This window comes from Azospirillum palustre (assembly GCF_002573965.1).
GTDB classification, from domain to species: Bacteria; Pseudomonadota; Alphaproteobacteria; order Azospirillales; family Azospirillaceae; genus Azospirillum; species Azospirillum palustre.
In genome coordinates, this window is record NZ_PDKW01000039.1 from 761,852 (window position 1) to 784,114 (window position 22,263).

Sequence of the window (22,263 nt, forward strand, 5' to 3'; positions counted from 1 at the left end):
ACGCTTGCGCGCCCTTATCCGCGGGCGCGCTCGATCTCGACGCCGACACTGGCGGCGTCGGGGAAGACATCCAGCTTTTCCACCCGGACCTTGGCCATCGTCACACGCGCGTCGGCAAGGCAGCGCTCGGCGATGCGTTCGGCCAGCGTTTCCACGAGCGTGACGTGGCCCTGGGTGACCACGCCCTTGACGATGGTCGCCATGTCCTCGCCGGTGACGCCGGGGGCGATCACGTCGAGATCCAGGTTCAGGCGGATGCGCTGGGGCTTCGCCCGTTCATGGGCATAGACGCCGATCAGCGCGTCCATCACCAGATCGCGCACGAAACAACGGGTGGACAGCGTCGCCGGGGCCGAACGCGGCACCGGGGCGGTGACGGTGGCGAAGAGCTTGTTCATGGCCGACAGCCCTAACACGGCAACGCCACCGCTGCCAAGCAACCGTCCCCGCTGGCGCCTATGCCAGACGGACAGGTCTGGGGTGGAGTCAGTGCATTTCCGAGCGGATGCGCTCGCGCAGCACGTCGATCGGGCGCAGATCCTCGCCCTCCTCATAGTGCCAGAAGGTCCAGCCGTTGCAGGCCGGCAGGCCGGCCATCGCCGCCCCCACCTGATGGATCGAGCCGCGATGGTCGCCGCGCGGGCCGGAGCCGATCAGCGTGCCGTCGGCGCGCACGCGGGCGGCGACGCGGCGGCGGTGATCGAACAGGGTCGAGCCGGGGCGCAGCAGCCCGCGCTCCACCACCCAGCCGAAGGGGATGCGCGGTGCGGCGCGCTTCGGCGGGGTGTCGAGGATCGCCGCCTCCGGCGCCTCCTCCACCGCGTCGATGCGGGCCTGGGCCGCCTTGACATAGGTGTCGTCGCGCTCCAGCCCGATCCACTTGCGGCCCAGCCGCTTGGCGACAGCCCCGGTGGTGCCGGTGCCGAAGAAGGGATCCAGCACGACGTCGCCGGGACGCGAGGAGGACAGGATCACCCGGTACAGCAGCGATTCCGGCTTCTGCGTCGGGTGGGTCTTCTTGCCGTCCTCGTCGCGCAGCCGTTCGCCGCCGTTGCAGATCGGCAGCAGCCAGTCGCTGCGCATCTGAAGATCCTCGTTGAGGCTCTTCATCGCGTCGTAATTGAAGCGGTAGCGCGCGTCCTTGTCGCGGGCCGCCCAGATCATCGTCTCGTGGGCGTTGGCGAAGCGGGTGCCGCGGAAGTTCGGCATCGGGTTGGTCTTGCGCCAGACGATGTCGTTCAGAATCCAGAAGCCCAGATTCTGCAAGGTGGCGCCGACGCGGAAGATGTTGTGATAGCTGCCGATCACCCACAGCGAGCCTTCCGGCTTCAGGATGCGGCGGGCGGCCGCCATCCAGTCCTGGGTGAAGCGGTCATAGGCTTCGAAATCGTCGAACTTGTCCCATTCGTCATCCACCCCGGCGACGCGGGTGTGGTTCGGCCGCAGCAACTCACCCCCCAACTGCAAGTTGTAGGGCGGATCGGCGAAGATGAGATCGACCGAAGCGGGCGGCAGATCGTTCATGAGAGCGATGCAATCGCCGACCAGGATACGGTTTTCAGGGAGCATTTCACGACCGGCAAAGAACTGGGACTCGGCCGGACAATGAGTCGCGGCCGAGTCGCCGTCAACAGCTTTCTTTGCCAAGTGACGACGGCTCAGCCGCTTAGTGCCCTTTGGCGTTTCACTGGTGCAAAACTGACTCGGTGATGCGGCGTGACACCGTGGCGGGTCAGCGCGTCCAGATGCTCCGGTGTCGGATAGCCGGCGTTTCGGTCCCATCCATAGTGTGGATACTGGACCGACAACCGCAACATCTCGCTGTCGCGCGCCACTTTGGCGAGAATAGAGGCAGCGGCGATGGACTGGCTGCGGCTGTCGCCCTTGACGACCGCCACCCTCTCGCACGCGATGTCGGGGGTGAATTTTCCGTCGATCAGCGCCGCGTCGGGGGCGGGACCGGGCAGCGCCAGATAGGCCCGCTTCATCGCCAGCAGCGTCGCCTTGTGGATGTTCAGCTCGTCGATCTCGGCGGCCGACGCCTCGGCGATGGCGAAGGCGAGCGCATGCGCCCGGATCGCCGGTTCGATCTCCTCGCGCAGGCGCCGGTTGACCGCCTTGCTGTCGTCGATCAGGGCGGCGATCTCCGGCGGCAGCCCTTCGGGCGGCAGCACCACGGCGGCGGTGACCACCGGGCCGCAGAGCGGGCCGCGCCCGACCTCGTCGATGCCGCAGACGCGGCGGCCGGGGCCGAAGCCGGCCTCCAGCGACAGGTCGGGGCGTTGCCGGGGGATGGCGGCTTTGCGGGGTGCTTTGGCAGGCATGGGAGCGGACAGCCTTCCGGGCGGCGGTGGAACCTGGATCGGGATGGGGCCGCTTGATAGCGGCGGCGGAGTCCGCGCGCAAGGCCGCCGCAGATTGCAGCCATGTGCGCCAACCAGCCTCTTGAGAAGCGGCGCACGGCTGCGCTATGGATGCGCCCCGCGAAGCCGGACCCCACCATCAGCGATTCTGCCGCAACCCGCCCCGCCATCACCCGAGAGCAGGCCATGACCGACACGACCCAGACCGCCGCCGAATGCCCCTGCCGTTCCGGCAAGCCGCTGGACGCCTGCTGCGGACCCTATCTGGCCGGCATGCCCGCCCCGACGGCCGAGGCGCTGATGCGCTCGCGCTATTCCGCCTTCGCCACCGGCAACATCGACTATCTGCACGACACGCTGCTGCCCAGCACCCGCGACGACTTCAACCGCGAAGAGATCGAGACCTGGGCCAGGAACAGCGTGTGGACCGGCGTGGAGATCCGCTCGACCGAGGACGGCCAGCCGGGCGACAGCGAGGGGATCGTCGAGTTCGTTGCCCGCTTCAGCATGAACGGCAAGCCGATGACCCACCACGAGACCAGCCGTTTCACCCACCAGGACGGCCGCTGGTACTATGTGGACGGCCAGTTGGGCGCCCGTCCGCGCAGCGGCCCCAAGGTCGGCCGCAACGACCCCTGCCCCTGCGGCAGCGGCAAGAAATACAAGAAGTGCCACGGCGCCTGACCGGCTCCGGTCTTGAGTCGCGGCTGAATCGTCACGCTGCATCTGCACAAAAACGGCCGAATCGCCCCGCCCCGCCTGCCCGTCAGGCGGCGGCGGAGTTTTTGTTGTGCGCGGATGGTGAAAATTCGCAATCCCGATTGAATTATGGGTCGGAACGGATCATCCTTCGCCTGCCCTGTTCCGGGTGTCCCTTCTTTGGTTTTTGCCGGGATGGGGTTTAACACGACAGATGAGACGATAACTGATGTTCGACCGTCCGCAGCGCTCTTCCTTCCGCGCTCCTGAAATCACCCAGCGCGACATCCGCGCCACCGTCAAGTGGTTCAACGCCACCAAGGGCTTCGGCTTCGTCACCCCCGACGATGGGTCGCCCGACGCTTTCCTGCACTCCACGGTTCTGCAGTTCTGCGGACACGACAGCCTGCCCGAAGGCGCCACCATCACCTGCGATCTGTCGCGCGGCCCGAAGGGCCCGCAGGTCGCCACCATCCACGCGGTCGACACCTCGACCGCCGCTCCGAGCCGTCCGTCGCGCGCCCCGCGCGAGCGTGACAGCTGGGGCAACGACGGCGGCTACGGCGGCGGCAACAGCTACGGCGGCGGCAGCCGCGGCGGCTACGGCGCCGACAGCTACGGCGATTCGGACGGCGGCGAAGTCGTCGACGGCACGGTGAAGTGGTTCAACGTGTCGAAGGGCTTCGGCTTCATCGCCCCGTCGACCGGCGGCAAGGACATCTTCGTGCACATCCGTGCGCTGGAGCGGTCGGGCATCAACGGTCTGGACGACGGTGCGCAGGTCCGCGTCACGATCCGCCAGGGCGCCAAGGGCCCCGAGGCCCAGCGCGTCGAGATGGCCTGATCTCTCATCGGTCGTTGTGATGTGAAAAAGCCCCCGCTCCACCGGAGCGGGGGCTTTTTCATTGGTGCTGTTCGGGAAAGCTCCTTGCTCACTCCAGATGGTCCAGCGGCAGCCGGGTCTCGAACTTCACCTCTTTCAGGGTGACGCTCGATTTCACGTGCGACACTGCGGGAATGGAGAAGATGCGTTCGCTGAGGAAGCGGCCATAGTCCTCGGTGGTCGGCACGACGATGCGCAGCAGATAGTCGGCGTCGCCGGTGACCGCGAAGCATTCCAGCACCTCCGGCATGGCGGCGATGGCGGTTTCGAACTGGTCGACCGCATTCTCCTTGTGGCGCTCCAGCGTGACATGGGCGAAGACGCACTCGCCGAGCCCCAGCTTGCGCGGGTCGAGCTGCACCGTGTAGCGGCGGATGACGCCGATCTCCTCCATCGACCGCACCCGGCGCCAGCAGGGGGAGGCCGACAGGCCGACCGTGTCGCCCAGCTCCTGCATGGTCAGGCGGGCATTCTCCTGCAGGGCCGCCAGGATCCCCTTCTCATGCCGGTCGAGCTTGATCGCCGCCATTGGCACCCTCTCCGTCCATCCAATCGTTGCATCTGCAAACATAAGCAGAGCCGGCATCGCGTGCGAGCCCTTCCATGCAACCAATCCCCCCGTCCCGGTGTTGCTCCGGCGGTGGGTGGCGGGTCGGCAGGCGCGAGGAGAAGACCGTGTTCGATTGGATTGTCGGTATGGTGGAGCAGACGGGCTATCTCGGCGTCGCTCTGCTGATGTTCGCGGAGAACCTGTTTCCCCCCATTCCGTCGGAGCTGATCCTGCCGCTGGCCGGCTTCACCGCCGCGCGGGGCGACCTCGGCCTGCCGATGATCATCGTCTCGGGCACTGTGGGCGCGGTGCTGGGGGCGCTGTTCTGGTACGGAATCGGCCGCTGGGTCGGCAGCCGCCGGCTGAAGCAGTGGGCCGCGCGCCATGGCCGCTGGCTGACCATCGCACCGGAGGAGGTGGACGAGGCCGCCGCCCATTTCCGCGAGCATGGCGGCCGGGCGGTGCTGATCGGCCGGATGATCCCGGCGGTGCGTACGCTGATCTCTATTCCCGCCGGGGTGTCGACCATGGCGCTGGTCCCCTTCCTGCTCTACACCACCCTTGGCACCGCGATCTGGACCACCTTCCTGGCAAGCGCCGGCTATCTGCTGGAGGACCGCTACCAGCAGGTCTCCGGCTGGCTGAACCCGGTGTCCAATATCGTCGCCGCCGGAATCGCCCTCTGGTACGTCTACCGCGTCGCCACCTTCGGCCGGCGGTCGGCCCGCCAGCCGGCGGAATAACGGCCAAGCCCTTTTCCGCACAGAGGAAAACTGAACCTCCCCGGCTGGACGGTCCGGCTGCCGCCATGCTCTGACTGGCGGGTCCGACCGTCAGCGGGAGCCGTTTCCATGAGTTCCAATCCGACCATCATCCTCGTCCATGGCGCCTTCGCCGACGGGTCCTCCTGGGGCCGGGTGATTTCCCGCTTGCAGGCGGAAGGGTTCGCGGCGGTCGCGGTGCAGAACCCGCTGGTCTCGCTCGACGACGATGCCGCCCATGTCCAGCGCGCCATCGACCGGACCAAGGGGCCGGTGGTGCTGGTCGGCCACTCCTGGGGCGGGGCGGTCATCACCCAGATCGGCGGGCAGGAGCGGGTGAAGTCGCTGGTCTATATCGCCGCCTTCGCTCCCGACGTCGGGCAGTCGCCGAACGACACGCTGAAGCCCTTCCCGCCGTCGGCCGGCCTGTCGGGCGTGTCGGTGGACAAGGGCCGTTTCCTGACCCTGACACCGGAGGGCATGGCCCGCAACTTCGCCCAGGATCTGCCGGCGGAGGAGGCCGCCCTGCTGGCCGCCACCCAGGGGCCGGTCGCGGCGGCCTGCTTCGCCAGCAAGGTCGGCGCCGCCGCCTGGAAGACCAAACCCGCCTGGTATGTCGTCGCCAGCCAGGACCGCATGCTGCCGCCGGATTTCCTGCGCGCCACCGCGTCCCGCATCGGCGCCCGGACGGTCGAGGTCGAAAGCGGCCACGCCCCCCACCTGTCGCGCCCCGATGCGGTGGCGGCGGTGATCGTCGAGGCTGCCCGCGCTATCTAGACCGTCGCACCGCCCCCGGCGTGGTGCCCCGCCGCCGCCGCAGGCTGCGGGTCAGGGCACTCTGATCGGAGAATCCCACCGCCAACGCCACCTCCGCCAGCGGCAGGCGGCCGTCCCGCAGCAGCGCCTCCGCCCGATCCAGCCGCAGCTCGGCCAGCAGGCGGGCCGGAGTGCTGCCGGTGCGGGCGCGGAAGCGCTCATGGAACCGGCTGGGCGCCAGACCGGCCGCCTCGGCCAGTTCCGCCACCGTCAACGCTTCGCCGCAGCGCTCCGCCATCAGCGCCAGGGCGCGGTCGATGGGATCCCTTGATACGGGCGATGCGGGCGGCGGCGGCTGGCGCGTCTCCAGGGCGCGCAGCAGCAGCCCTGCCGAGTGATGGGCCAGCACCGGGTCGAGCGGCCGGTCGGCCGCCTCCGCCACCAGATAGCGCACCAGCCCATCCAGCGCCCCGTCGATGGCGAAGAAGGCATCGCAGGCGCGCACCGCGGCCTCCGGCACCAGCCCGGCGGCCGGCACATCCAGCACGACGAAGCGGTTGGCGCCGCCGCTGCGGAAGCTGTGCGGCACGCCGTCGGCCACCAGAACGCCGCGCCCGTCTCCCACCCGGCCGCAGGCGCCGCCGACCTCCATGTCGAGGGTGCCGGCGATGGGCAGCACGATCTGGTGATGGTCATGCGCGTGCCGCCGTTCATGCCCGTCGTAACTGCGGGTGCTGACGGTCGGCCGATGCGGGGACGCCACGCCGACGGACTCCTGAAATCGGTTCGAGGGACCGATGGTACGCCCTCGACCGTTCCGCCGGCAACCACCCTGTTGCCGGGCGCTGCTCGGCAAATACCGATTTGCGAAACTGAGTTCCGGTAAATGACGATGACAATCGAATGAAGTCTCCGGACGCATTTCGAACGGACATGGCGATATTCGCCCACCCATTCACTTCCCCGTGACCTGATATTCCGGACGAACGGTTGCGGCATCGGACAGCCCGTCCTTATGAGTATTTTCAAATAAGAAAAACGATCGCCAAGGCACGGATCGTTCGTCATCCGACAAAAAACACTCATAAAAGGAACGCCCGATGTACCGAGATCGCATCCGCCTGAAATCCTTGTGGGGCAAGGTGGTGCCGGCGGAAGAGGCCGCCTTTCTCATCAAGGACGGCATGACCGTGGGCATGAGCGGCTTCACCCGTGCCGGCGACGCCAAGGCGGTGCCGCTGGCGCTGGCCGAGCGCGCCGCATCGGAGAAGCTGAAGATCACGCTGATGACCGGCGCCTCGCTGGGCAACGACGTGGACAGGATCCTGACGGAGGCCGGGGTGCTGTCGCGCCGCCTGCCCTTCCAGGCCGATCCGGTGCTGCGCAAGGCGATCAACCGCGGCGAGGTGATGTTCGTCGACCAGCATCTGTCGGAAACGGTGGAACTGCTGCGCTCGCGCCAGATGGGGCCGGTCGATGTCGCGGTGATCGAGGCCTGCGCCATCACCGACACCGGCGGGATCGTGCCGACCACCTCCATCGGCAATTCGGCGACCTTCGCCATCCTGGCCGAGAAGATCATCATCGAGCTGAACCTGACCCAGCCCCTGGATCTGGAGGGGATGCACGACGTCTATATCCCGACCCGCCGCCCCTTCCGCGAACCGATCCCGGTGGTGACGGTGGAGAGCCGGGCCGGCCTGCCCTACATCCCCATCGATCCGTCGAAGATCGCCGCCATCGTGGTGACGCGCAAGCAGGACAGTTCCGCCAGCATCCTGCCACCCGATGACGAGACCAACGCCATCGCCGGCCACCTGATCGAATTCTTCGGCCGCGAGGTGAAACAGGGCCGGCTCGGCCGGTCGCTGGCGCCGCTCCAGGCCGGCATCGGCACCATCGCCAACGCGGTGCTGCACGGGCTGATCGACGGGCCGTTCCATGATCTGACCATGTACAGCGAAGTGCTGCAGGACAGCACCTTCGAGCTGTTCGACGCCGGCAAGCTGACTTTCGCCTCGGGTTCCTCGATCACGCTCAGCGCCGGGAAGTACGCCGAGGTGCTGCCGAAGATCGGCTCCTATAAGGGCCGGCTGCTGCTGCGGCCGCAGGAGATCTCCAACCATCCCGAGGTGATCCGACGCCTGGGCGTCATCGGCATCAACACGGCGCTGGAGTGCGACATCTACGGCAACGTCAACTCCACCCATGTCAACGGCACGCAGATGATGAACGGCATCGGCGGCTCCGGCGACTTCGCCCGCAACAGCCACCTCGCCATCTTCGTCACCAAGTCGCTGGCCAAGGGCGGCGCCATCTCCAGCGTCGTGCCGATGGTCACCCATGTCGACCACAACGAGCATGACGTCGATGTGCTGGTGACGGAGATCGGGCTGGCCGACCTGCGCGGGCTGGCCCCACGCGAGCGGGCGGAGACCATCATCCGCAACTGCGTCCATCCCAGCTACCGCGAACTGGCGGCCGACTATCACCGGCGGGCGCTTCAGCGCGGCGGCCACACCCCGCATCTGCTGGAGGAAGCCTTCGCCTGGCACAGCCGCTTCCAGCAGACCGGCAGCATGATGCCTGCGGCGCTGGCGGCCGAATAGGCCCCTCCAAAAACGGGCGGGCCGCGGAATGCCGCGGCCCGTTCCCGTTATTCATATGCCGTCAGACGTGCTGCCCGCCATTGCGCTCCAAGTAGAGGAGCAGAGCGGGGTAATAGTGCTTGCGTCCGGACGAAATCTTCTCACAGAAACGGCGGGCAGATCCGCTCTTGAGCCAGTCCTCAAGTTGGCCATTCTGCCGTTTTTCCGCGACGATGGCATCGATCGCGTCCAAAATCTTGTGAATCACCTCAGGCCTCGTCTTATGAAGATTGGAGCGGCGTCTTCGTCGCCCTCACAATCCTATATGCGCTCCCCTGACGGTGAGCGGCCCTGCATTCTGGGAATGGCTGCATGTTGCAATGCACAAAACGAATGGCTTCACGCCCTTTCCCGCTCATCCTCCGATGGCCGCAGAGCCTGTCCGGTCGGGCAGAGCCGCAGCAGCACACAGCGGTCGCAGGCCGGCGCCTGATGGTAGCAGCAGCGCTGGCCATGCAGCATCATGACCTCGTGGTTGTCATAGACCTGCTGGGCGTCCCACTCCGCCGGCAACTGTGCCGACAGCACGGCATGGGACGGGCCGACGGCGAGAGTGGCGGGGATCAGGCCGGTGCGCACCGCGACGCGGTGGTGATGGCTGTCCACCGGCAGCGCCGCCTGCCGCAGGGTGGAGAAGCTGAGTACCGCCGCGCTGGTCTTCGGCCCCACTCCCGGCAATTCCTCCAGCCAAGCGCGGGCGTCGGGCACCGTCATGCCGGACAGCAGGTCGAGCGACAGGCTGCCGACCCGCTCGGTGATGCGGCGCAGGATGGCCTGGAGGCGCGGCGCCTTCTGCTCCGGCCAGGTGACGCCGGCAATGGTCGCCTCCACCTCCGCGACCGGGGCGTCGCGCACCGACTGCCAATCCGGCCAGCGTCGCCGCAGCGCCTTGAAGGCAGCGCCGGAGGCCGCATTCCGGGTGCGGTGCGACAGCAGCGACGACACCAGCTCGCTCAGCGGGTCCAGGCTGTGGAAATAGGCGACCGGGCAGCCATAGACGGTGCACAGCAGCCGGTGGATTTCGAGCGCCTTGTCGCGCAACGCAGCGGGGTCGGTCATAAAAATCGACAACAGCCGAACCGGTAAGGCGTTACCGGTAAATCATCGGGTTCTCTTTTCCACCCTGCCCTACCCCACCAGCCCCGACATCACCGCGCGCAGCTGCGCCGGTTTCACCGGCTTGTTCAGGACCAGACAGCCGGCCGCCTTGGCTTCGTCCGCCAGTTCCGGGGTGCGGTTGGCGGTGACGATCACGGCGGGCAGGATGCGGCCGCAGGCGGCGCGCAGCCGCGCCACCTCGTTGACGCCCAGCGCCCCGTCGTCGAGGTGATAGTCGGCGATCAGCAGATCCGGCGGCTGCGGCATGCCGGACAGCAGCGCCAGCGCCTCGTCGCCGTTGGTGGCCGACACCACGTCGCAGGCCCAGCCGCGCAGCAGCGCCTCCATCCCCGCCACCACCGCCGGCTCGTTGTCGAGCACCAGCACCGAGGTGCCGGCCAGCCGGTTGGTCATCGGCCGGGCGGCGATGCTGGCCGGACGGACGGCGCGGCGCTCGGTCCCGCGCGGCACGGTGACGGCGAAGACGGAGCCCCTGCCCGGCTCCGACCGCACGGTGATGGGGTGGTCCAGCATGCGGGCGACGCGGTCGACGATGGCGAGCCCCAGCCCCATGCCGCGGTCGCGCCCCTTGGTGACGGGGGTGTCGAGGCGGCGGAATTCCTGGAAGATCTCGCCGATCTTGTCGCGCGGGATGCCGGGACCGTTGTCCCACACCTCGATGCGGATACTTCCGTCGCCGGTCCGGCGGCAGCCGACCACCACCCGGCCGCCCTGGACGTAGCGCAGCGCGTTGGACAGAAAATTCTGCACGATCCGGCGCAGCAGCCGCATGTCGCTGCGCACTACGGCTCCCGACCCCACCACCTTCAGGTCGATGCCGCGCTCGGCCGCCACCGCGGCATATTCGGTGGCGAGCGGCGCCAGGATGCCGCGCAGCGGGAAGTCGGTGACGTCCGGCGTCACCGCCCCGGCGTCGAGCTTGGAGATGTCGAGCAGCGCCGACAGCAGATCCTCCACCGACGCCAGCGCGAGGTCGATGTTGTCCACCAGTTCCGCATTGGCGGCCGGCTGCTCCAGATCGGCCAGCGCCGAGACGAACAGCCGGGCGGCGTTCAGCGGCTGCAACAGGTCGTGGCTGGCGGCGGCGATGAAGCGGGTCTTGGACAGGTTGGCCTGATCGGCCTGGGATTTCGCCTGCTGCAACTGGTCGTTCAGCATCATCAGCGCGGACTTCTCCGCCTGTTCGGATGCGCGACGCCGCTCCTCCTCGCGCTTGATGACGGTGATGTCGGTGTAGACGCCGACGATGCCGCCGTCGCGGGTGCGCCGCTCGTTCACCTGGATCCAGCGTCCGTCGGACAGCCGGTTGAGGAAGACGCCCTTCAAATCGTGACGGTGCTCCATCCGCTCGCGCAGCCAGACGTCGGGCGGCGGCTCGGCAACGGCACCGGCGGCGGCGACCATCGCCACCAGATCGTTGAAGCGGATGCCGGCCTGGATGCGGCCCGCCACCGACGGCCAGTAGGACAGGTATTTGCGATTGCACAGCACCAGCCGGTCGGCGGAGTCGAACAGGGCGAACCCCTCGTTCACCGACTCGATCGCCTCGAACAGGCGGGTGCGCATGGTGTCCGCCAGCTCCTTGGCGCGGGCGAGGTCGCGGTTGCTGTCCTCCAGCTTGTGCAGGGCGCGTTCCAGCTCCAGCGTGCGCTCGCGGATCTTCTGCTCCAGCACGATGGCGGTCTGGAACAGCGAGAAGGCGCCGCCCTGGAAATCCATCGACCGCTCGACACGGTCCATCAGCACCTTGTTGATGCGCTGGAGCTTGGCGTTCTCCCGCTCCAGCTCGGCGATGCGGTCGGCGGGGTCGAGTGTCCAGTTGCGGGTCTGCATGCCGGCCATGGCTTAACGCCCTCCGATGGCGACGCCCGTGAAGGTCTGGTTGACGTGCATGCCGTTCACCTGCTCGCCATAGGCACAGAAGCCGACGACGCGGTGACGGGCCAGCCGGTCGGACATCACGGCGTTCAGCTGCCGCTGCTCCATCTCCAGCCGGCGCAGGATGCAGTCGCAGCCGAGGATCAGGTCGGGGGCGCCGACCTCCGCCTCGATGCCCTCGATCAGCCCGTCGAAGTTGGCAACCGGATCGACCCCCTCCGCCACCGTCAGCACGATGCCCTCGTCGATGGCGCAGAAGAAGGTCAGGCTCTCGTCGTCGTTCACCTTCTGGATCGAGCGGACATGGTACTGGCCGCCGACCCGCACCACGACCGGGTGGGAGGCGAAGATCATCGGGGTCAGCGGCTCGCCCTCCAGCCCGACCAGCCGGGCATATTCGCGGCCCGCCGGCTCGGCATTGATCTCATGGACGATGCGGTGCTGCGGATCGGCGCCGGTGACAACCATCTTGCGGTCGGAGCTGACGAAATGCTGGGTGCGGAAGACGGTGAAGGGCCGCGTCGTGGTGAACAGCGCCACCACCGCGCCATTGGGGTGGAAGGCGCCCTCATGCAGGACGAAGGTGCGCTCGAAATGCAGGTCGTCGCCGGCCGAGGCGCCGAACAGCGGGATGTCGATCAGCGCGTTGTGCAGCGCGCTGACCACCGTCTCCTCGCTCATCGACAGCCCGTCGATCAGCAGCATGGCGAAGCTGCGGGCCTCCTCGCCCAGCGGCACCGGGCGGGTCCCCATCGCGCGGTCGCGGCGCGACAGCAGGGAGCGCGCGATGGCGGTGCTGTCGGCGATCTCGAAGCGGTCGACATGGTCCACGAGCGCGGTGACGATGCAGAAATCCTCGGTCGGGAAGCCAACCGCCACCAGGGCGTTGGTGGTGTAGCCGCCGGGGCCGATCTCCCCCGCCGTGGTGCAGCCGATCACCGGCACCATGCCGAACTCCCGCGCCAGCGCGTCGGCCAGCGCGTCCCGGTCGTAGCTGGGCGCGCAGAAGACGATCACCAGCTCCAGCGCCACCTCGCCCAGCCCGGCGCGCAGCTCCCGCGCCGCCTCGTCGGCGCGTTCGGCATGGGTGACGGCGCGCGGCATGCCGTCGCCGGAGGCCGGTCTCACCGGGCCATTTACGGTGGGACCGTCTGCGGAGATCTCCTGTGCGGACATCGCTGGCCCTGCCGCCTCCCTCCCGGTCTGCGGTTGCGATCCGGCAAGGGTACTCCAGGGATGGCGGCGGGCAAGACCAATCCGCGGACCGGTGAAGGAGGACATGATGCGGGGCGGCTCCCAGAGAGTCTTTGCCTAAACAGTCTCGGCCGGTTGCGGATCCGGCAGCCCGGCCAGCTCCTCGTCGGTGAACAGGCGGGCCCTGGCGGTGAAGCGGACGCCGTCCGGCGCCTCGATCGAGAAGCCGCCGCCGCGCGCCTGGATAACGTCCAGGATGACCTGGGTGTTGCGCCACCATTGGAAGGTGTCGTCGGACATGCAGAAGGGCGCACCGGCGACTGTCCCCAGGCACAGGTCGCGACCGCCCATCCTGAACTCCCCCTTCGGCAGGCAGAGCGGCGCCGAGCCGTCGCAGCAGCCGCCCGACAGGTGCAGCATCAGCGGCCCGTGCTTCGCGGCAAGCCGGTCCAGCAGGGCGATGGCCTCAGGCGTGGCGATGACGCGGTCAGTCGGCGTTGTGGCGGTCATGGTGGTCCTTTATCACGAAACCACGCGGAGAAAGAAAAAAGGCCGGGGGACACGCCCCCGGCCCAGGTTTGCCCGATAGGGAGGAGCAGGGCTCAGAAGAAGCCGAGCGCTTTCGGGCTGTAGCTGACCAGCAGGTTCTTGGTCTGCTGGTAGTGGTCGAGCATCATCTTGTGCGTCTCGCGGCCGATGCCGGACTTCTTGTACCCACCGAAGGCGGCATGCGCCGGGTACAGGTGGTAGCAGTTGGTCCACACACGGCCGGCCTGGATGCCGCGGCCCATGCGGAAGGCGCGGTTGCCGTCACGGCTCCACACGCCGGCGCCCAGGCCGAACTCGCTGTCGTTGGCGATGGCCAGCGCCTCTTCCTCGGTCTCGAAGGTCGTCACGGCGACGACCGGGCCGAAGATCTCCTCCTGGAAGATGCGCATCTTGTTGTGGCCTTCCAGGATGGTCGGCTGCACGTAGTAGCCGCCTTCCAGCTCGCCGCCCAGATGGGCGCGCTCGCCGCCGATCAGGACCTTGGCGCCCTCGGCCTTGCCGATCTCGATGTAGGAGAGGATCTTCTCCAGCTGCTCCTGCGAGGCCTGGGCGCCGATCATGGTGCCGCCGTCCAGCGGGTGGCCCTGGGCGATCTTGGCGACGCGCTCGACCGCCAGCTTGATGAAGCGGTCGTAGATCGACTTCTGGATGAGGACGCGGCTCGGGCAGGTGCAGACCTCGCCCTGGTTCAGCGCGAACATCGCGAAGCCTTCCAGCGCCTTGTCGAGGAACTCGTCGTCCTCGGCCATCACGTCTTCGAAGAAGATGTTCGGCGACTTGCCGCCCAGCTCGACGGTCGACGGGATGATGTTCTCCGACGCGTATTGCAGGATCAGGCGGCCGGTCGAGGTCTCGCCGGTGAAGGCGATCTTCGAGATGCGCTTGTTGGTGGCGAGCGGCTTGCCGGCCTCGATGCCGAAGCCGTTGACGATGTTCAGCACGCCGGGCGGCAGCAGGTCGCCGATGATGTCGGCCAGCACCATGATCGCCATCGGGGTCTGCTCGGCCGGCTTCAGCACGATGCAGTTGCCGGCGGCCAGCGCCGGGGCCAGCTTCCAGGCGGCCATCAGCAGCGGGAAGTTCCAGGGGATGATCTGGCCGACGACGCCCAGCGGCTCATGGAAATGGTAGGCGTAGGTGGTGTGGTCGATCTCGGCGATCGAGCCTTCCTGGGCGCGGATGCAGCCGGCATAGTAGCGGAAATGGTCGATGGCGAGGGGCACGTCGGCGGCGCGGGTCTCGCGGATCGGCTTGCCGTTGTCCAGCGTCTCGGCCAGCGCGATGACCTCCAGCCGCTCTTCCATGCGGTCGGCGATCTTCAGCAGGATGTTCGAGCGCTCGGTCGGCGAGGTGCGGCCCCAGGCGTCCTTGGCGGCGTGGGCGGCGTCGAGCGCCAGCTCCACGTCGGCGGCCTGGGAACGGGCGATCTCGCACAGCGGCTTGCCGGTGATCGGGGTGAGGTTGGTGAAGTATTGGCCGTCCACCGGCGCTACCCACTGGCCACCGATATAGTTGTCGTAGCGGGGGCGGAGCGCGATCTGCTTCTGGAGCGTGTCGAGAGCCTGGTGGAGCATTTGGGCCGTTCCTCTCAGTGTGGTGAACCGGTCAGGTCTCCGGTCCAGCGCGTTTGTCGAGGGCCATTCAGCCATTCTGAGAGGCAGGGGGTAAATTGTACTATGGAAGGAGACGGTCGGCGGGTGGGATTGTTCGTATCCCACCCTATGGGCGTTCCCCTTGCGGCGCTTCACTCCGCCGGCTGGCGCCCCTCGACATAGCCCTTGCGCAGCTGCTCCTCGTACCAGCGGCGATGGTGCTCCATTGCCCAGTTCTCATCGACCTCGCCGCAGCCCATGGCGTCGAAGGCGCCCTCCATGCCGATGGTGCCGATGTAGATGTGGCCGATCACCGCGGCGATCAGGCCGGCCGCCAGCAGCCCGTGGATGACGTGCATGATCTGCATGCCGCCGATCCCGGTAAAGGCGAAGGGCACCATCAGCAGATAGCCGGTGGCCGCCATGCCGATGCCGCCCAGCACGATGCTCCAGAACACCAGCTTCTGCCCGGCGTTGAAGCGCCCGGCTTCCGGATGCTGTCCGCCGGCCTTGGAGAAGAGCCCGCCCGCCGTTTTGACCCACAGCCAGTCGGCCTTTTCCGGGATGTTGTCGCGCAGCCACAAGGCCATGATCATCAGCAACCCGACGACGAAGGGCACGCTGACGAAGTTGTGGATCGACTTGGCGTATTCCGCCAGCGGCGTGAAGGCCTGATGGCCGATCAGCGGGATCAGCAGCGGCCGGCCGAAGGTCAGGATCATCCCGGTCAGCGCCATCAGCAGGAAACTGACCGCCGTCGTCCAGTGGGCGAAGCGGTCCAGTCCGTTGAAGCGCAGAACCAGCCGCCCCGATTTGCCACCATGGATGCGGATGGTGCCGCGATAGAGGAAGAAGACCGCCAGCACCGCCGTCATGCCGATGGCGAGCCCGCCGATCGCCAGCCGCAGCGTGTTGGTGCGCCACTCCCGCCATTCCCGCCCTTCCGGCTGGACCAGCACCGCCAGTTTTTCGTCCGGGATGCTGACGCGGCCGATCAGCTTGTCGTCCTGCGGGACGTAGAGCGGCACCTGCTCCTTGCTGGTCGGCGAGTTCTGGCCGGGCACCTGGGTGAGCTGCGCTTGTGCGAAAGTCGGAGCGGCCAGACTCTGGACAGCCAGCAGGGCGATCAGCAGCAGGGCGTGCAGGGGGAGTCTGGTGGGGCGCATGGTGGTCTCCCGGTATGATCTTTCTTGCGGGGGCGCTCACGCCCCTCCCGTGCCCGGCCCGCCGGGGGCGAAGGGGGAGCCGCGGTCGTTGCGCCCGTAGGCGGTCGACCAGCCCGGCGCGCCCGAGCCGTAGCCGCGGCGCAGCGAGCGTTCCTGATAGATGTCGGCCAGCACCGCCCCGTCGCCGCCCATCAGCGCGCGGGTGGAGCACATCTCGGCGCAGAGCGGCAGCTTGCCCTCGGCCAGCCGGTTGGCGCCGTATTTCTGGTATTCCTCGACGCTGCCATCCGGTTCGGGACCGCCGGCGCAGAAGGTGCATTTGTCCATCTTGCCGCGGCTGCCGAAGTCGGTGGTGCGCGGGTATTGCGGCGCGCCGAACGGGCAGGCGTAGAAGCAGTAGCCGCAGCCGATGCACAAATCCTTGCTGTGCAGAACCACCCCATCCGCCGTTTGCAGGAAGCAGTCGACCGGGCAGACCGCGGCGCAGGGCGGGTCGTTGCAATGCATGCAGGCCATGGAGATCGACCGCTCGCCCGGCTTGCCGTCGTTCAGCGTGACCAGCCGGCGGCGGTTGATGCCCCACGGCACCTCATGCTCGTTCTTGCAGGCGGTGACGCAAGCGTTGCATTCGATGCAGCGCTCGGCGTCGCACAGGAACTTCATCCGGGCCATTGTTCTGTTCAGCTCCTGTGCGTCACGCCGGCTCGACCCGGCAGAGGGTGACCTTGGTTTCCTGCATGAAGGTGACGGGGTCGTAGCCGTAGGTCGTCACCCCGTTCACCGGCTCGCCCAGCACGATGGGGTCGGTGTTGGGCGGGTAGTTGCCGCGCAAGCTGTCGCCCTGCCAGAAGCCGGAGAAGTGGAAGGGCATGAACACCGTGCCGCCGCCGACGCGGTCGGTCACCAGCGCCTTGACTTTGGCCTTGCTGCCGTCCTCCGGCCCATAGACCCAGACCCAGGCGCCGTCCTTGATGTTCAGCCGCTCGGCGTCCCTGGTGTTGATCTCCGCGAACATCGACTGCTGCAACTCGGCCAGCCACGGGTTGGACCGGGTCTCCTCGCCGCCGCCCTCATACTCGACCAGCCGGCCGGAGGTCAGCACCATCGGGAAGCGCTGGCGCAGGTCGCTGTCCGCCACCTTGAACTGGAGCGAGCGGGCAAGCTGGACCAGACGGAAGTCGCGCCGGTCCTCGATGGCCGGGAAGGCCTTCACCAGATCGGGGCGCGGGGAATAGATCGGCTCGCGGTGGACCGGCACCGGGTCGGGCAGGTTCCAGGCGACGGCGCGCGCCTTGGCGTTGCCGTGCGGCACGCAGCCATGCTTCAGCGCGACGCGGATGATGCCCATCGACAGGTCGGTCTGCCAGCTGACATTGTCCACCTCGGCCCCGCCGCCACCGATGGCCTGGATGACGCGCATTTCCTCCGCCGTCAGATCCTTGTCCCAGCCCAGCTTCTTCAGCACGGCCATGGTGAATTCGGGATAGCCGTCCTCGATCTCCGACCCCTTCGAATAGGAGCCGTCGGCCAGCAGCGAGACGCCGTTGCGCTCCACCCCGAAACGGGCGCGGAAGACGCCGCCGCCGTCCATGACATGCTTGGAGGTGTCGTAGAGCACGGCCGATCCCGGATGCCGGATCTCCGGATGGCCCCAACTGGGCCAGGGCAGGCCGTAATAATCGCCGGCGCAGGGGCCGGAGGCGGCCCGCATGGTGATCTTGTCGAAATCGGCTTGATGCTTCATGTGCATCTTCAGCCGTTCCGGCGACTGGCCGGTGGCGCCGATGGACAGGCAGCCGCGGTTCATCTCGCGCAGGATGTCCTCCGGCACCGGCCGGTCCTTCTCCACCGTGATGTGCTTGAACATCTCGTCGGCGAAGCCCAGCTTGCGCGCCAGCAGATAGATGATGGCGTAGTCGTCCTTCGATTCGAAGATCGGCTCCACCACCTTCTCCCCCCACTGCATCGAGCGGTTGGAACAGGTGCGCGACCCGTCGGTCTCGAACTGGGTGCAGGCCGGCAGGATGTAGGTGCCGTTGCGCCGTTCCTTGATCGCGGCGAAGGTGGTCGGGTGCGGGTCGGCGATGACCAGCAGGCTGAGCTTCTCCAGCCCCTTCACCATCTCCGGCATGCGGGTGACGGTGTTGCCGCCATGGCCGAAGCACATCATGGCGCGCAACGGGCTCGGCTGGTCGATCTCGCCGGGCTTCGCCAGCACGGCATCGAACCAGCGCGTGGTCGGGATGCCCTTGGCCTCCATCAGATCCTTGGTGGCGAAGCGGCCCTTCAGATAGTCGTATTCGACGTCCCAGACGCGGGCGAAATGCTTCCACGCCCCTTCCGCCAGCCCGTAATAGGCGGGCAGCGTGCTGACATCGAGGCCGAAGTCGGTAGCGCCCTGCACGTTGCAGTGGCCGCGGTAGATGTTGGCGCCGCCGCCGGCCACGCCGATGTTGCCCAGCGCCAGCTGCAAAATCGACAGGGCGCGGACGTTGGCGGTGCCGACCGTGTGCTGGGTGACGCCCATGCACCAGATCACCGTGCTGGGCTTGTTCTTCGCCAGCGCCTCCGCCACGCGGCGAAGCTGCGATCCGGGGGCGCCGGTCACCCGCTCCACCTCTTCCGGAGTCCATTTCTTCACCTCGGCGCGGATCTCGTCCATGCCGTAGACGCGCTGGCGGATATACTCCTTGTCCTCCCAGCCGTTTTCGAAGATGTGCCACAGCAGGCCCCAGGCGACCGGGATGTCGGTGCCGGGACGGATGCGGACATACTCCGTGGCATGGGCGGCGGTGCGGGTGAAGCGCGGGTCGATGACGATGAAGGGCGCGCGGTTGTGCTCCTTGCCGCGCAGCATGTGCTGCATCGACACCGGGTGCGCCTCGGCCGGGTTGCCGCCGACGATCAGCAGCGCCTTGGAATTCTGGATGTCGTTGTAGCTGTTGGTCATGGCGCCGTAGCCCCACGTGTTCGCCACGCCGGCGACCGTGGTGGAGTGGCAGATGCGCGCCTGATGATCGACGTTGTTGGTTCCCCAGAAGGCCGCCAGCTTGCGGTAGAGATAGGCGCCCTCGTTGGAGAATTTGGCCGAGCCGAGCCAGAACACCGCGTCCGGCCCCGACGCCTTGCGGATGTCCATCAACTGGTTGCCGATCTCCTCGATCGCCTGGTCCCAGCCGATCCGCTGCCAGACTCCATCCACCAGCTTGAGCGGGTATTTGACGCGGCGCGTGCCCTTGGTCAGTTCGCGCACCGAGGCGCCCTTGGCGCAGTGGGTGCCCTGGTTGATCGGGCTTTCCCAGCCCGGCTCCTGCCCGACCCAGACGCCGTTCTGCACCTCGGCGATCACCGTGCAGCCGACCGAGCAGTGGGTGCAGACGTTCTTGCGCGTCACCACCTCGACATTCGGCAGGATGGGACCGGCCTCCGCCTTGCGGATCATGGCACCCGGCAGCGCGCCGACGGCGGCGATGCCGCCCGCGGCAAGGCCGGACCGGCGCAGGAAGCCGCGGCGGCTGACGCCCGACTCCAGACTGTCCGCCAGGGCGGCGACCAGACCCGACCGCTTTGCGCCTGCCGCTTTCGCCGAGCTGCGTTTGACCAGCATTGACACCCTCCGGATCGCCCTTAGAGGCGGTTCAGCGCGTAGAAGCGCTTGACGTGTTCGGTTTCGCGGTAGCGGGCCTTCACCTGCTCCTGCGGCGATTCCATCGCCTGCGCCTCGTCGCCCGCCGGAAGCACGGCAGCCGCAGCGGCACCGGCCGCGCCCAGGCCCAGCGTCTTCAGGATGTCGCGGCGTTGCAGCGGGTTGCGTTTGGGGGGATTGCGCGGGGATTCTGGCGGCGTCTTCATGCGTCGGCTCCCTCCAACTGGTCGATCTGTCTGTCGTCGATCTGTCTGTTCAGGGCCTCCTGTTCGATCTCCAGGAACAGGCGGCCGATGGTGCCGACCGGGCGGTAGAGGCCAGCCATCTCCGCCTTTTCCAAATCCTGGAAGAAGCGCCCGGCCCAGGGCGTCAGGTGGCTGTCCAGCATGTGGCGCTGCACCGTCGGGTCGGCCCCCTCGCGGATCAGCACCGCCATCACGTCGCAGAGCGCGGCGATGTGGTCCTCCGGCTCCGACACGTCAGGCGCGCGCTCCAGCCCCAAAGCCTGGAGGTCGGCGCGCAGGGCCGACAGCGGCCGGTCGGTCAGGAAGCCGGTGCGGTAATAGGAGGCATAGGGGACCAGTTCGCCCTGGACGACGCCGATGAACAGCGCGTTGAACTCGCGCTCCGCCGCCCGTGGATCGGTGGTGCGGGCGCGGGTCGCCAGATCGTCGAAGGCCCGGCCGAGCGGCGTCGCGTCGCCGGTCAGACCGCCCAGCAGAGACAGCAGGTCGGCGCCCGGCGGGGCGGCCAGCGTCAGCGCCAGCAGCCGGTAGACGTCAGCGCGCAAGTCCTCCGCGCCGCTTTCCGGATCGTGAACCGTCATCGCACTCCCGCAAGCCCTGTTCAAGGCCATGGCAGGCCCGAACCGTAACAACGGCAGGCGCGGGCAAAGGTTGCCTTACCCGGTCGGGGCTACCCTGCCGGGGTCATCCGTTTTCTCCGGCAGCGGAACTCACTTCTGGGGATTGCCGCCCTGCTGGGTGTCGGGCTGCGGACGGCCGGAGAAGTTGCGGTGTGCGACAGACGATTCCTCCCCCACCCGCGCACCGACCGACGCGAAGGTCTCGTCGGCGCTGCGGGCGAACAGGGTCGGCAGCACCGCCCAGGCGCCGCCCGCCAGGACGACGATGGCGCAGAGCGCGGCGAGGAAGACTTTCATCGGCGATTCTCCAGACAGCGCTTACCGGGGGAGAGGCCGCACTGCCGGCCTTTCCCGCCATCGCACAACGCCGCCCGAAGCCGATTGTTTCCATCCTCGCTTTTCCGCTTGATATGCTCTAGTCGAGCACATATGGTTTTGCTCAGAACGAGCATAGAGCGGAGCATCCGATGCCCGAGGTCGCCGAACTCGCCTACACCCCTGCTGTCGCCGCGGCGACCGCGCCGATCTTTGAGCGCATGAAACGCGTCGTGCCGGCCATCGAATGGCCCTTCCACGCGCCGCTGGTCCACGCCATCAACGAGCTGAAGCGCGAGCGCAACGCCGTCATCCTGGCGCACAACTACCAGACGCCGGAGATCTTCCACGGCGTGGCCGACATCGTCGGCGACAGCCTGGCGCTGGCGGCCAAGGCGACCGAAACCGACGCCGACGTGATCGTGCTGGCCGGCGTGCATTTCATGGCGGAGACGGCGAAGCTGCTCAATCCGGCCAAGACGGTGCTGATCCCCAGCCGCAACGCCGGCTGCTCGCTGGCCGACAGCATCACCGCCGCCGACGTTCGCCTGCTGCGCGAGGCGCATCCCGGCGTTCCGGTGGTAGCCTACGTGAACACGTCCGCCGAGGTGAAGGCGGAGGTCGACATCTGCTGCACCTCGGGCAACGCGGTGGAGGTGGTGGAATCGCTCGGCGTCGACCGGGTGATTTTCCTGCCCGACGAGTATCTGGCGAAATACGTCGCCACCCAGACCAAGGTCGAGATCATCGCCTGGAAGGGCCATTGCGAGGTGCATGAGCGCTTCACCGGCGCCGAGATCGAGGAGTTCCGCCGCCGCTTCGACCGGCTGACCGTGATCGCCCACCCCGAATGTCCGCCCGACGTGCTGGAGGCGGCCGATTTCGTCGGCTCCACCGCCCGCATGATCGACTTCGTCGGCACCGAGAAGCCGCCGCGGGTGCTGATGGTCACCGAATGCTCGATGAGCGACAACGTCGCCGCCGCCTCGCCCGAGACGGAGTTCGTGCGGCCCTGCAACCTGTGCCCGCACATGAAGACGGTGACGCTGTCGAGCATCCTGGACTCGTTGCGGACCCTGGAACCGCGCGTCGAGATCCCGGACGCGCTGGCCGCCCGCGCCCGCCGCTCGGTTGAGCGGATGCTGGCGGTGAAGCCGAAGTGAGTTTGTGGAAAGCCCTCTCCCGCCCCGGGAGAGGGAGGGGACCCGCGCCAATGGCGCGGGGAGGGTGAGGGGCTATCCGGACATGGATTTCTGATCCTTGCCTCACCCCTCACCCT

General features: G+C 67.7%; 23 protein-coding genes. 6 read left to right on the top strand and 17 right to left on the bottom strand.

Annotated features, from left to right (window positions below; translation table 11 throughout):
* Positions 1-14: 14 nt before the first annotated feature.
* From CRT60_RS09595 to CRT60_RS09605, 3 genes are all read right to left on the bottom strand, one after another.
* Positions 15-398: a dihydroneopterin aldolase gene (locus CRT60_RS09595; protein ID WP_098736159.1), complete on the bottom strand. Its 384-nt coding sequence runs from the start codon at positions 396-398 to the stop codon at positions 15-17.
* An 88-nt stretch (positions 399-486) separates the two neighbouring features.
* Complete coding sequence (locus CRT60_RS09600) at positions 487-1,569, bottom strand: site-specific DNA-methyltransferase (protein ID WP_098736160.1); 1,083 nt, start codon at positions 1,567-1,569, stop codon at positions 487-489.
* 89 nt (positions 1,570-1,658) lie between these two features.
* Positions 1,659-2,324: a ribonuclease HII gene (locus CRT60_RS09605; protein ID WP_098736161.1), complete on the bottom strand. Its 666-nt coding sequence runs from the start codon at positions 2,322-2,324 to the stop codon at positions 1,659-1,661.
* A gap of 225 nt (positions 2,325-2,549) precedes the next feature.
* Between CRT60_RS09605 and CRT60_RS09610 the strand changes: the two genes are divergently transcribed.
* A complete protein-coding gene (locus CRT60_RS09610; protein ID WP_098736290.1) occupies positions 2,550-3,047 on the top strand; it encodes a YchJ family protein in 498 nt (165 codons plus the stop codon).
* 244 nt (positions 3,048-3,291) lie between these two features.
* Positions 3,292-3,906 (top strand): cold-shock protein, encoded by a 615-nt coding sequence (locus CRT60_RS37495; protein WP_098736162.1) that lies wholly within the window; start codon positions 3,292-3,294, stop codon positions 3,904-3,906.
* An 88-nt stretch (positions 3,907-3,994) separates the two neighbouring features.
* Here the strand turns inward: CRT60_RS37495 and CRT60_RS09620 are convergent, their stop codons facing one another.
* Positions 3,995-4,474 (bottom strand): Lrp/AsnC family transcriptional regulator, encoded by a 480-nt coding sequence (locus CRT60_RS09620; RefSeq protein WP_098736163.1) that lies wholly within the window; start codon positions 4,472-4,474, stop codon positions 3,995-3,997.
* A gap of 146 nt (positions 4,475-4,620) precedes the next feature.
* On the opposite strand from CRT60_RS09620, the gene CRT60_RS09625 reads away from it, so the two are divergent.
* Entirely contained in the window at positions 4,621-5,238 is a 618-nt protein-coding gene (locus tag CRT60_RS09625; RefSeq protein ID WP_167421652.1) for a DedA family protein, read from the top strand.
* 108 nt (positions 5,239-5,346) lie between these two features.
* Entirely contained in the window at positions 5,347-6,033 is a 687-nt protein-coding gene (locus CRT60_RS09630) for an alpha/beta fold hydrolase (RefSeq protein WP_098736165.1), read from the top strand.
* On the opposite strand, the gene CRT60_RS09635 is transcribed toward CRT60_RS09630, so the two are convergent.
* The gene (locus tag CRT60_RS09635) at positions 6,026-6,775 is read right to left on the bottom strand and encodes an AraC family transcriptional regulator (RefSeq protein WP_098736166.1); all 750 of its coding nucleotides are present in this window, start codon (positions 6,773-6,775) and stop codon (positions 6,026-6,028) included. The genes CRT60_RS09630 and CRT60_RS09635 overlap by 8 nt on opposite strands.
* A 337-nt stretch (positions 6,776-7,112) precedes the next feature.
* Here CRT60_RS09635 and CRT60_RS09640 point away from each other — a divergent pair, with 337 nt between their 5' ends.
* Entirely contained in the window at positions 7,113-8,621 is a 1,509-nt protein-coding gene (locus CRT60_RS09640; RefSeq protein WP_098736167.1) for an acetyl-CoA hydrolase/transferase family protein, read from the top strand.
* 61 nt (positions 8,622-8,682) lie between these two features.
* Here the strand turns inward: CRT60_RS09640 and CRT60_RS09645 are convergent, their stop codons facing one another.
* The 12 genes from CRT60_RS09645 to CRT60_RS09700 form a co-directional block, all read right to left on the bottom strand.
* The gene (locus tag CRT60_RS09645; RefSeq protein WP_098736168.1) at positions 8,683-8,868 is read right to left on the bottom strand and encodes a hypothetical protein; all 186 of its coding nucleotides are present in this window, start codon (positions 8,866-8,868) and stop codon (positions 8,683-8,685) included.
* 131 nt (positions 8,869-8,999) lie between these two features.
* Positions 9,000-9,719, bottom strand: coding sequence for an endonuclease III domain-containing protein (locus CRT60_RS09650; RefSeq protein WP_098736169.1), 720 nt, complete (start codon positions 9,717-9,719; stop codon positions 9,000-9,002).
* Positions 9,720-9,788: 69 nt separating this feature from the next.
* Positions 9,789-11,621: an ATP-binding response regulator gene (locus tag CRT60_RS09655; protein WP_098736170.1), complete on the bottom strand. Its 1,833-nt coding sequence runs from the start codon at positions 11,619-11,621 to the stop codon at positions 9,789-9,791.
* A gap of 3 nt (positions 11,622-11,624) precedes the next feature.
* Positions 11,625-12,785, bottom strand: a complete 1,161-nt coding sequence (gene nosP / locus CRT60_RS09660; protein WP_244592378.1) for a nitric oxide-sensing protein NosP — start codon at positions 12,783-12,785, stop codon at positions 11,625-11,627.
* Between the two features lie 183 nt (positions 12,786-12,968).
* On the bottom strand, positions 12,969-13,361 hold the full coding sequence (locus CRT60_RS09665) for a DUF779 domain-containing protein (RefSeq protein ID WP_098736172.1): 393 nt from the start codon (positions 13,359-13,361) through the stop codon (positions 12,969-12,971).
* A gap of 92 nt (positions 13,362-13,453) precedes the next feature.
* Entirely contained in the window at positions 13,454-14,974 is a 1,521-nt protein-coding gene (gene adh, locus CRT60_RS09670) for an aldehyde dehydrogenase (protein WP_098736173.1), read from the bottom strand.
* A gap of 170 nt (positions 14,975-15,144) precedes the next feature.
* Entirely contained in the window at positions 15,145-16,158 is a 1,014-nt protein-coding gene (locus tag CRT60_RS09675; RefSeq protein WP_098736174.1) for a formate dehydrogenase subunit gamma, read from the bottom strand.
* A 36-nt stretch (positions 16,159-16,194) separates the two neighbouring features.
* On the bottom strand, positions 16,195-16,830 hold the full coding sequence (gene fdh3B / locus CRT60_RS09680; protein WP_098736175.1) for a formate dehydrogenase FDH3 subunit beta: 636 nt from the start codon (positions 16,828-16,830) through the stop codon (positions 16,195-16,197).
* Between the two features lie 22 nt (positions 16,831-16,852).
* A complete protein-coding gene (locus tag CRT60_RS09685) occupies positions 16,853-19,765 on the bottom strand; it encodes a formate dehydrogenase subunit alpha (RefSeq protein WP_098736176.1) in 2,913 nt (970 codons plus the stop codon).
* 20 nt (positions 19,766-19,785) lie between these two features.
* Positions 19,786-20,010 (bottom strand): twin-arginine translocation signal domain-containing protein, encoded by a 225-nt coding sequence (locus CRT60_RS09690; RefSeq protein WP_098736177.1) that lies wholly within the window; start codon positions 20,008-20,010, stop codon positions 19,786-19,788.
* On the bottom strand, positions 20,007-20,630 hold the full coding sequence (locus CRT60_RS09695) for a TorD/DmsD family molecular chaperone (RefSeq protein ID WP_098736178.1): 624 nt from the start codon (positions 20,628-20,630) through the stop codon (positions 20,007-20,009). Before CRT60_RS09695 ends, CRT60_RS09690 begins: the two co-directional genes overlap by 4 nt.
* A 129-nt stretch (positions 20,631-20,759) precedes the next feature.
* On the bottom strand, positions 20,760-20,966 hold the full coding sequence (locus tag CRT60_RS09700) for a hypothetical protein (RefSeq protein ID WP_098736179.1): 207 nt from the start codon (positions 20,964-20,966) through the stop codon (positions 20,760-20,762).
* A gap of 170 nt (positions 20,967-21,136) precedes the next feature.
* On the opposite strand from CRT60_RS09700, the gene nadA reads away from it, so the two are divergent.
* A complete protein-coding gene (nadA, locus tag CRT60_RS09705) occupies positions 21,137-22,147 on the top strand; it encodes a quinolinate synthase NadA (protein ID WP_098736180.1) in 1,011 nt (336 codons plus the stop codon).
* The last annotated feature ends 116 nt before the right edge of the window (positions 22,148-22,263 follow it).

Bases quoted from the DNA above. Each gene is read 5' to 3' on its own strand.
- CRT60_RS09620 (WP_098736163.1), bottom strand. From the start codon at position 4,474: ATGGCGGCGATCAAGCTCGACCGGCATGAGAAGGGGATCCTGGCGGCC.
- CRT60_RS09665 (WP_098736172.1), bottom strand. From the start codon at position 13,361: ATGACCGCCACAACGCCGACTGACCGCGTCATCGCCACGCCTGAGGCC.
- CRT60_RS09595 (WP_098736159.1), bottom strand. From the start codon at position 398: ATGAACAAGCTCTTCGCCACCGTCACCGCCCCGGTGCCGCGTTCGGCC.
- CRT60_RS37495 (WP_098736162.1), top strand. From the start codon at position 3,292: ATGTTCGACCGTCCGCAGCGCTCTTCCTTCCGCGCTCCTGAAATCACC.
- nadA (WP_098736180.1), top strand. From the start codon at position 21,137: ATGCCCGAGGTCGCCGAACTCGCCTACACCCCTGCTGTCGCCGCGGCG.
- CRT60_RS09600 (WP_098736160.1), bottom strand. From the start codon at position 1,569: ATGCTCCCTGAAAACCGTATCCTGGTCGGCGATTGCATCGCTCTCATG.
- CRT60_RS09700 (WP_098736179.1), bottom strand. From the start codon at position 20,966: ATGAAAGTCTTCCTCGCCGCGCTCTGCGCCATCGTCGTCCTGGCGGGC.
- CRT60_RS09610 (WP_098736290.1), top strand. From the start codon at position 2,550: ATGACCGACACGACCCAGACCGCCGCCGAATGCCCCTGCCGTTCCGGC.
- CRT60_RS09695 (WP_098736178.1), bottom strand. From the start codon at position 20,630: ATGACGGTTCACGATCCGGAAAGCGGCGCGGAGGACTTGCGCGCTGAC.
- adh (WP_098736173.1), bottom strand. From the start codon at position 14,974: ATGCTCCACCAGGCTCTCGACACGCTCCAGAAGCAGATCGCGCTCCGC.
- CRT60_RS09675 (WP_098736174.1), bottom strand. From the start codon at position 16,158: ATGCGCCCCACCAGACTCCCCCTGCACGCCCTGCTGCTGATCGCCCTG.
- fdh3B (WP_098736175.1), bottom strand. From the start codon at position 16,830: ATGGCCCGGATGAAGTTCCTGTGCGACGCCGAGCGCTGCATCGAATGC.
- CRT60_RS09690 (WP_098736177.1), bottom strand. From the start codon at position 20,010: ATGAAGACGCCGCCAGAATCCCCGCGCAATCCCCCCAAACGCAACCCG.
- CRT60_RS09655 (WP_098736170.1), bottom strand. From the start codon at position 11,621: ATGGCCGGCATGCAGACCCGCAACTGGACACTCGACCCCGCCGACCGC.
- CRT60_RS09605 (WP_098736161.1), bottom strand. From the start codon at position 2,324: ATGCCTGCCAAAGCACCCCGCAAAGCCGCCATCCCCCGGCAACGCCCC.
- CRT60_RS09640 (WP_098736167.1), top strand. From the start codon at position 7,113: ATGTACCGAGATCGCATCCGCCTGAAATCCTTGTGGGGCAAGGTGGTG.
- CRT60_RS09650 (WP_098736169.1), bottom strand. From the start codon at position 9,719: ATGACCGACCCCGCTGCGTTGCGCGACAAGGCGCTCGAAATCCACCGG.
- CRT60_RS09630 (WP_098736165.1), top strand. From the start codon at position 5,347: ATGAGTTCCAATCCGACCATCATCCTCGTCCATGGCGCCTTCGCCGAC.
- CRT60_RS09685 (WP_098736176.1), bottom strand. From the start codon at position 19,765: ATGCTGGTCAAACGCAGCTCGGCGAAAGCGGCAGGCGCAAAGCGGTCG.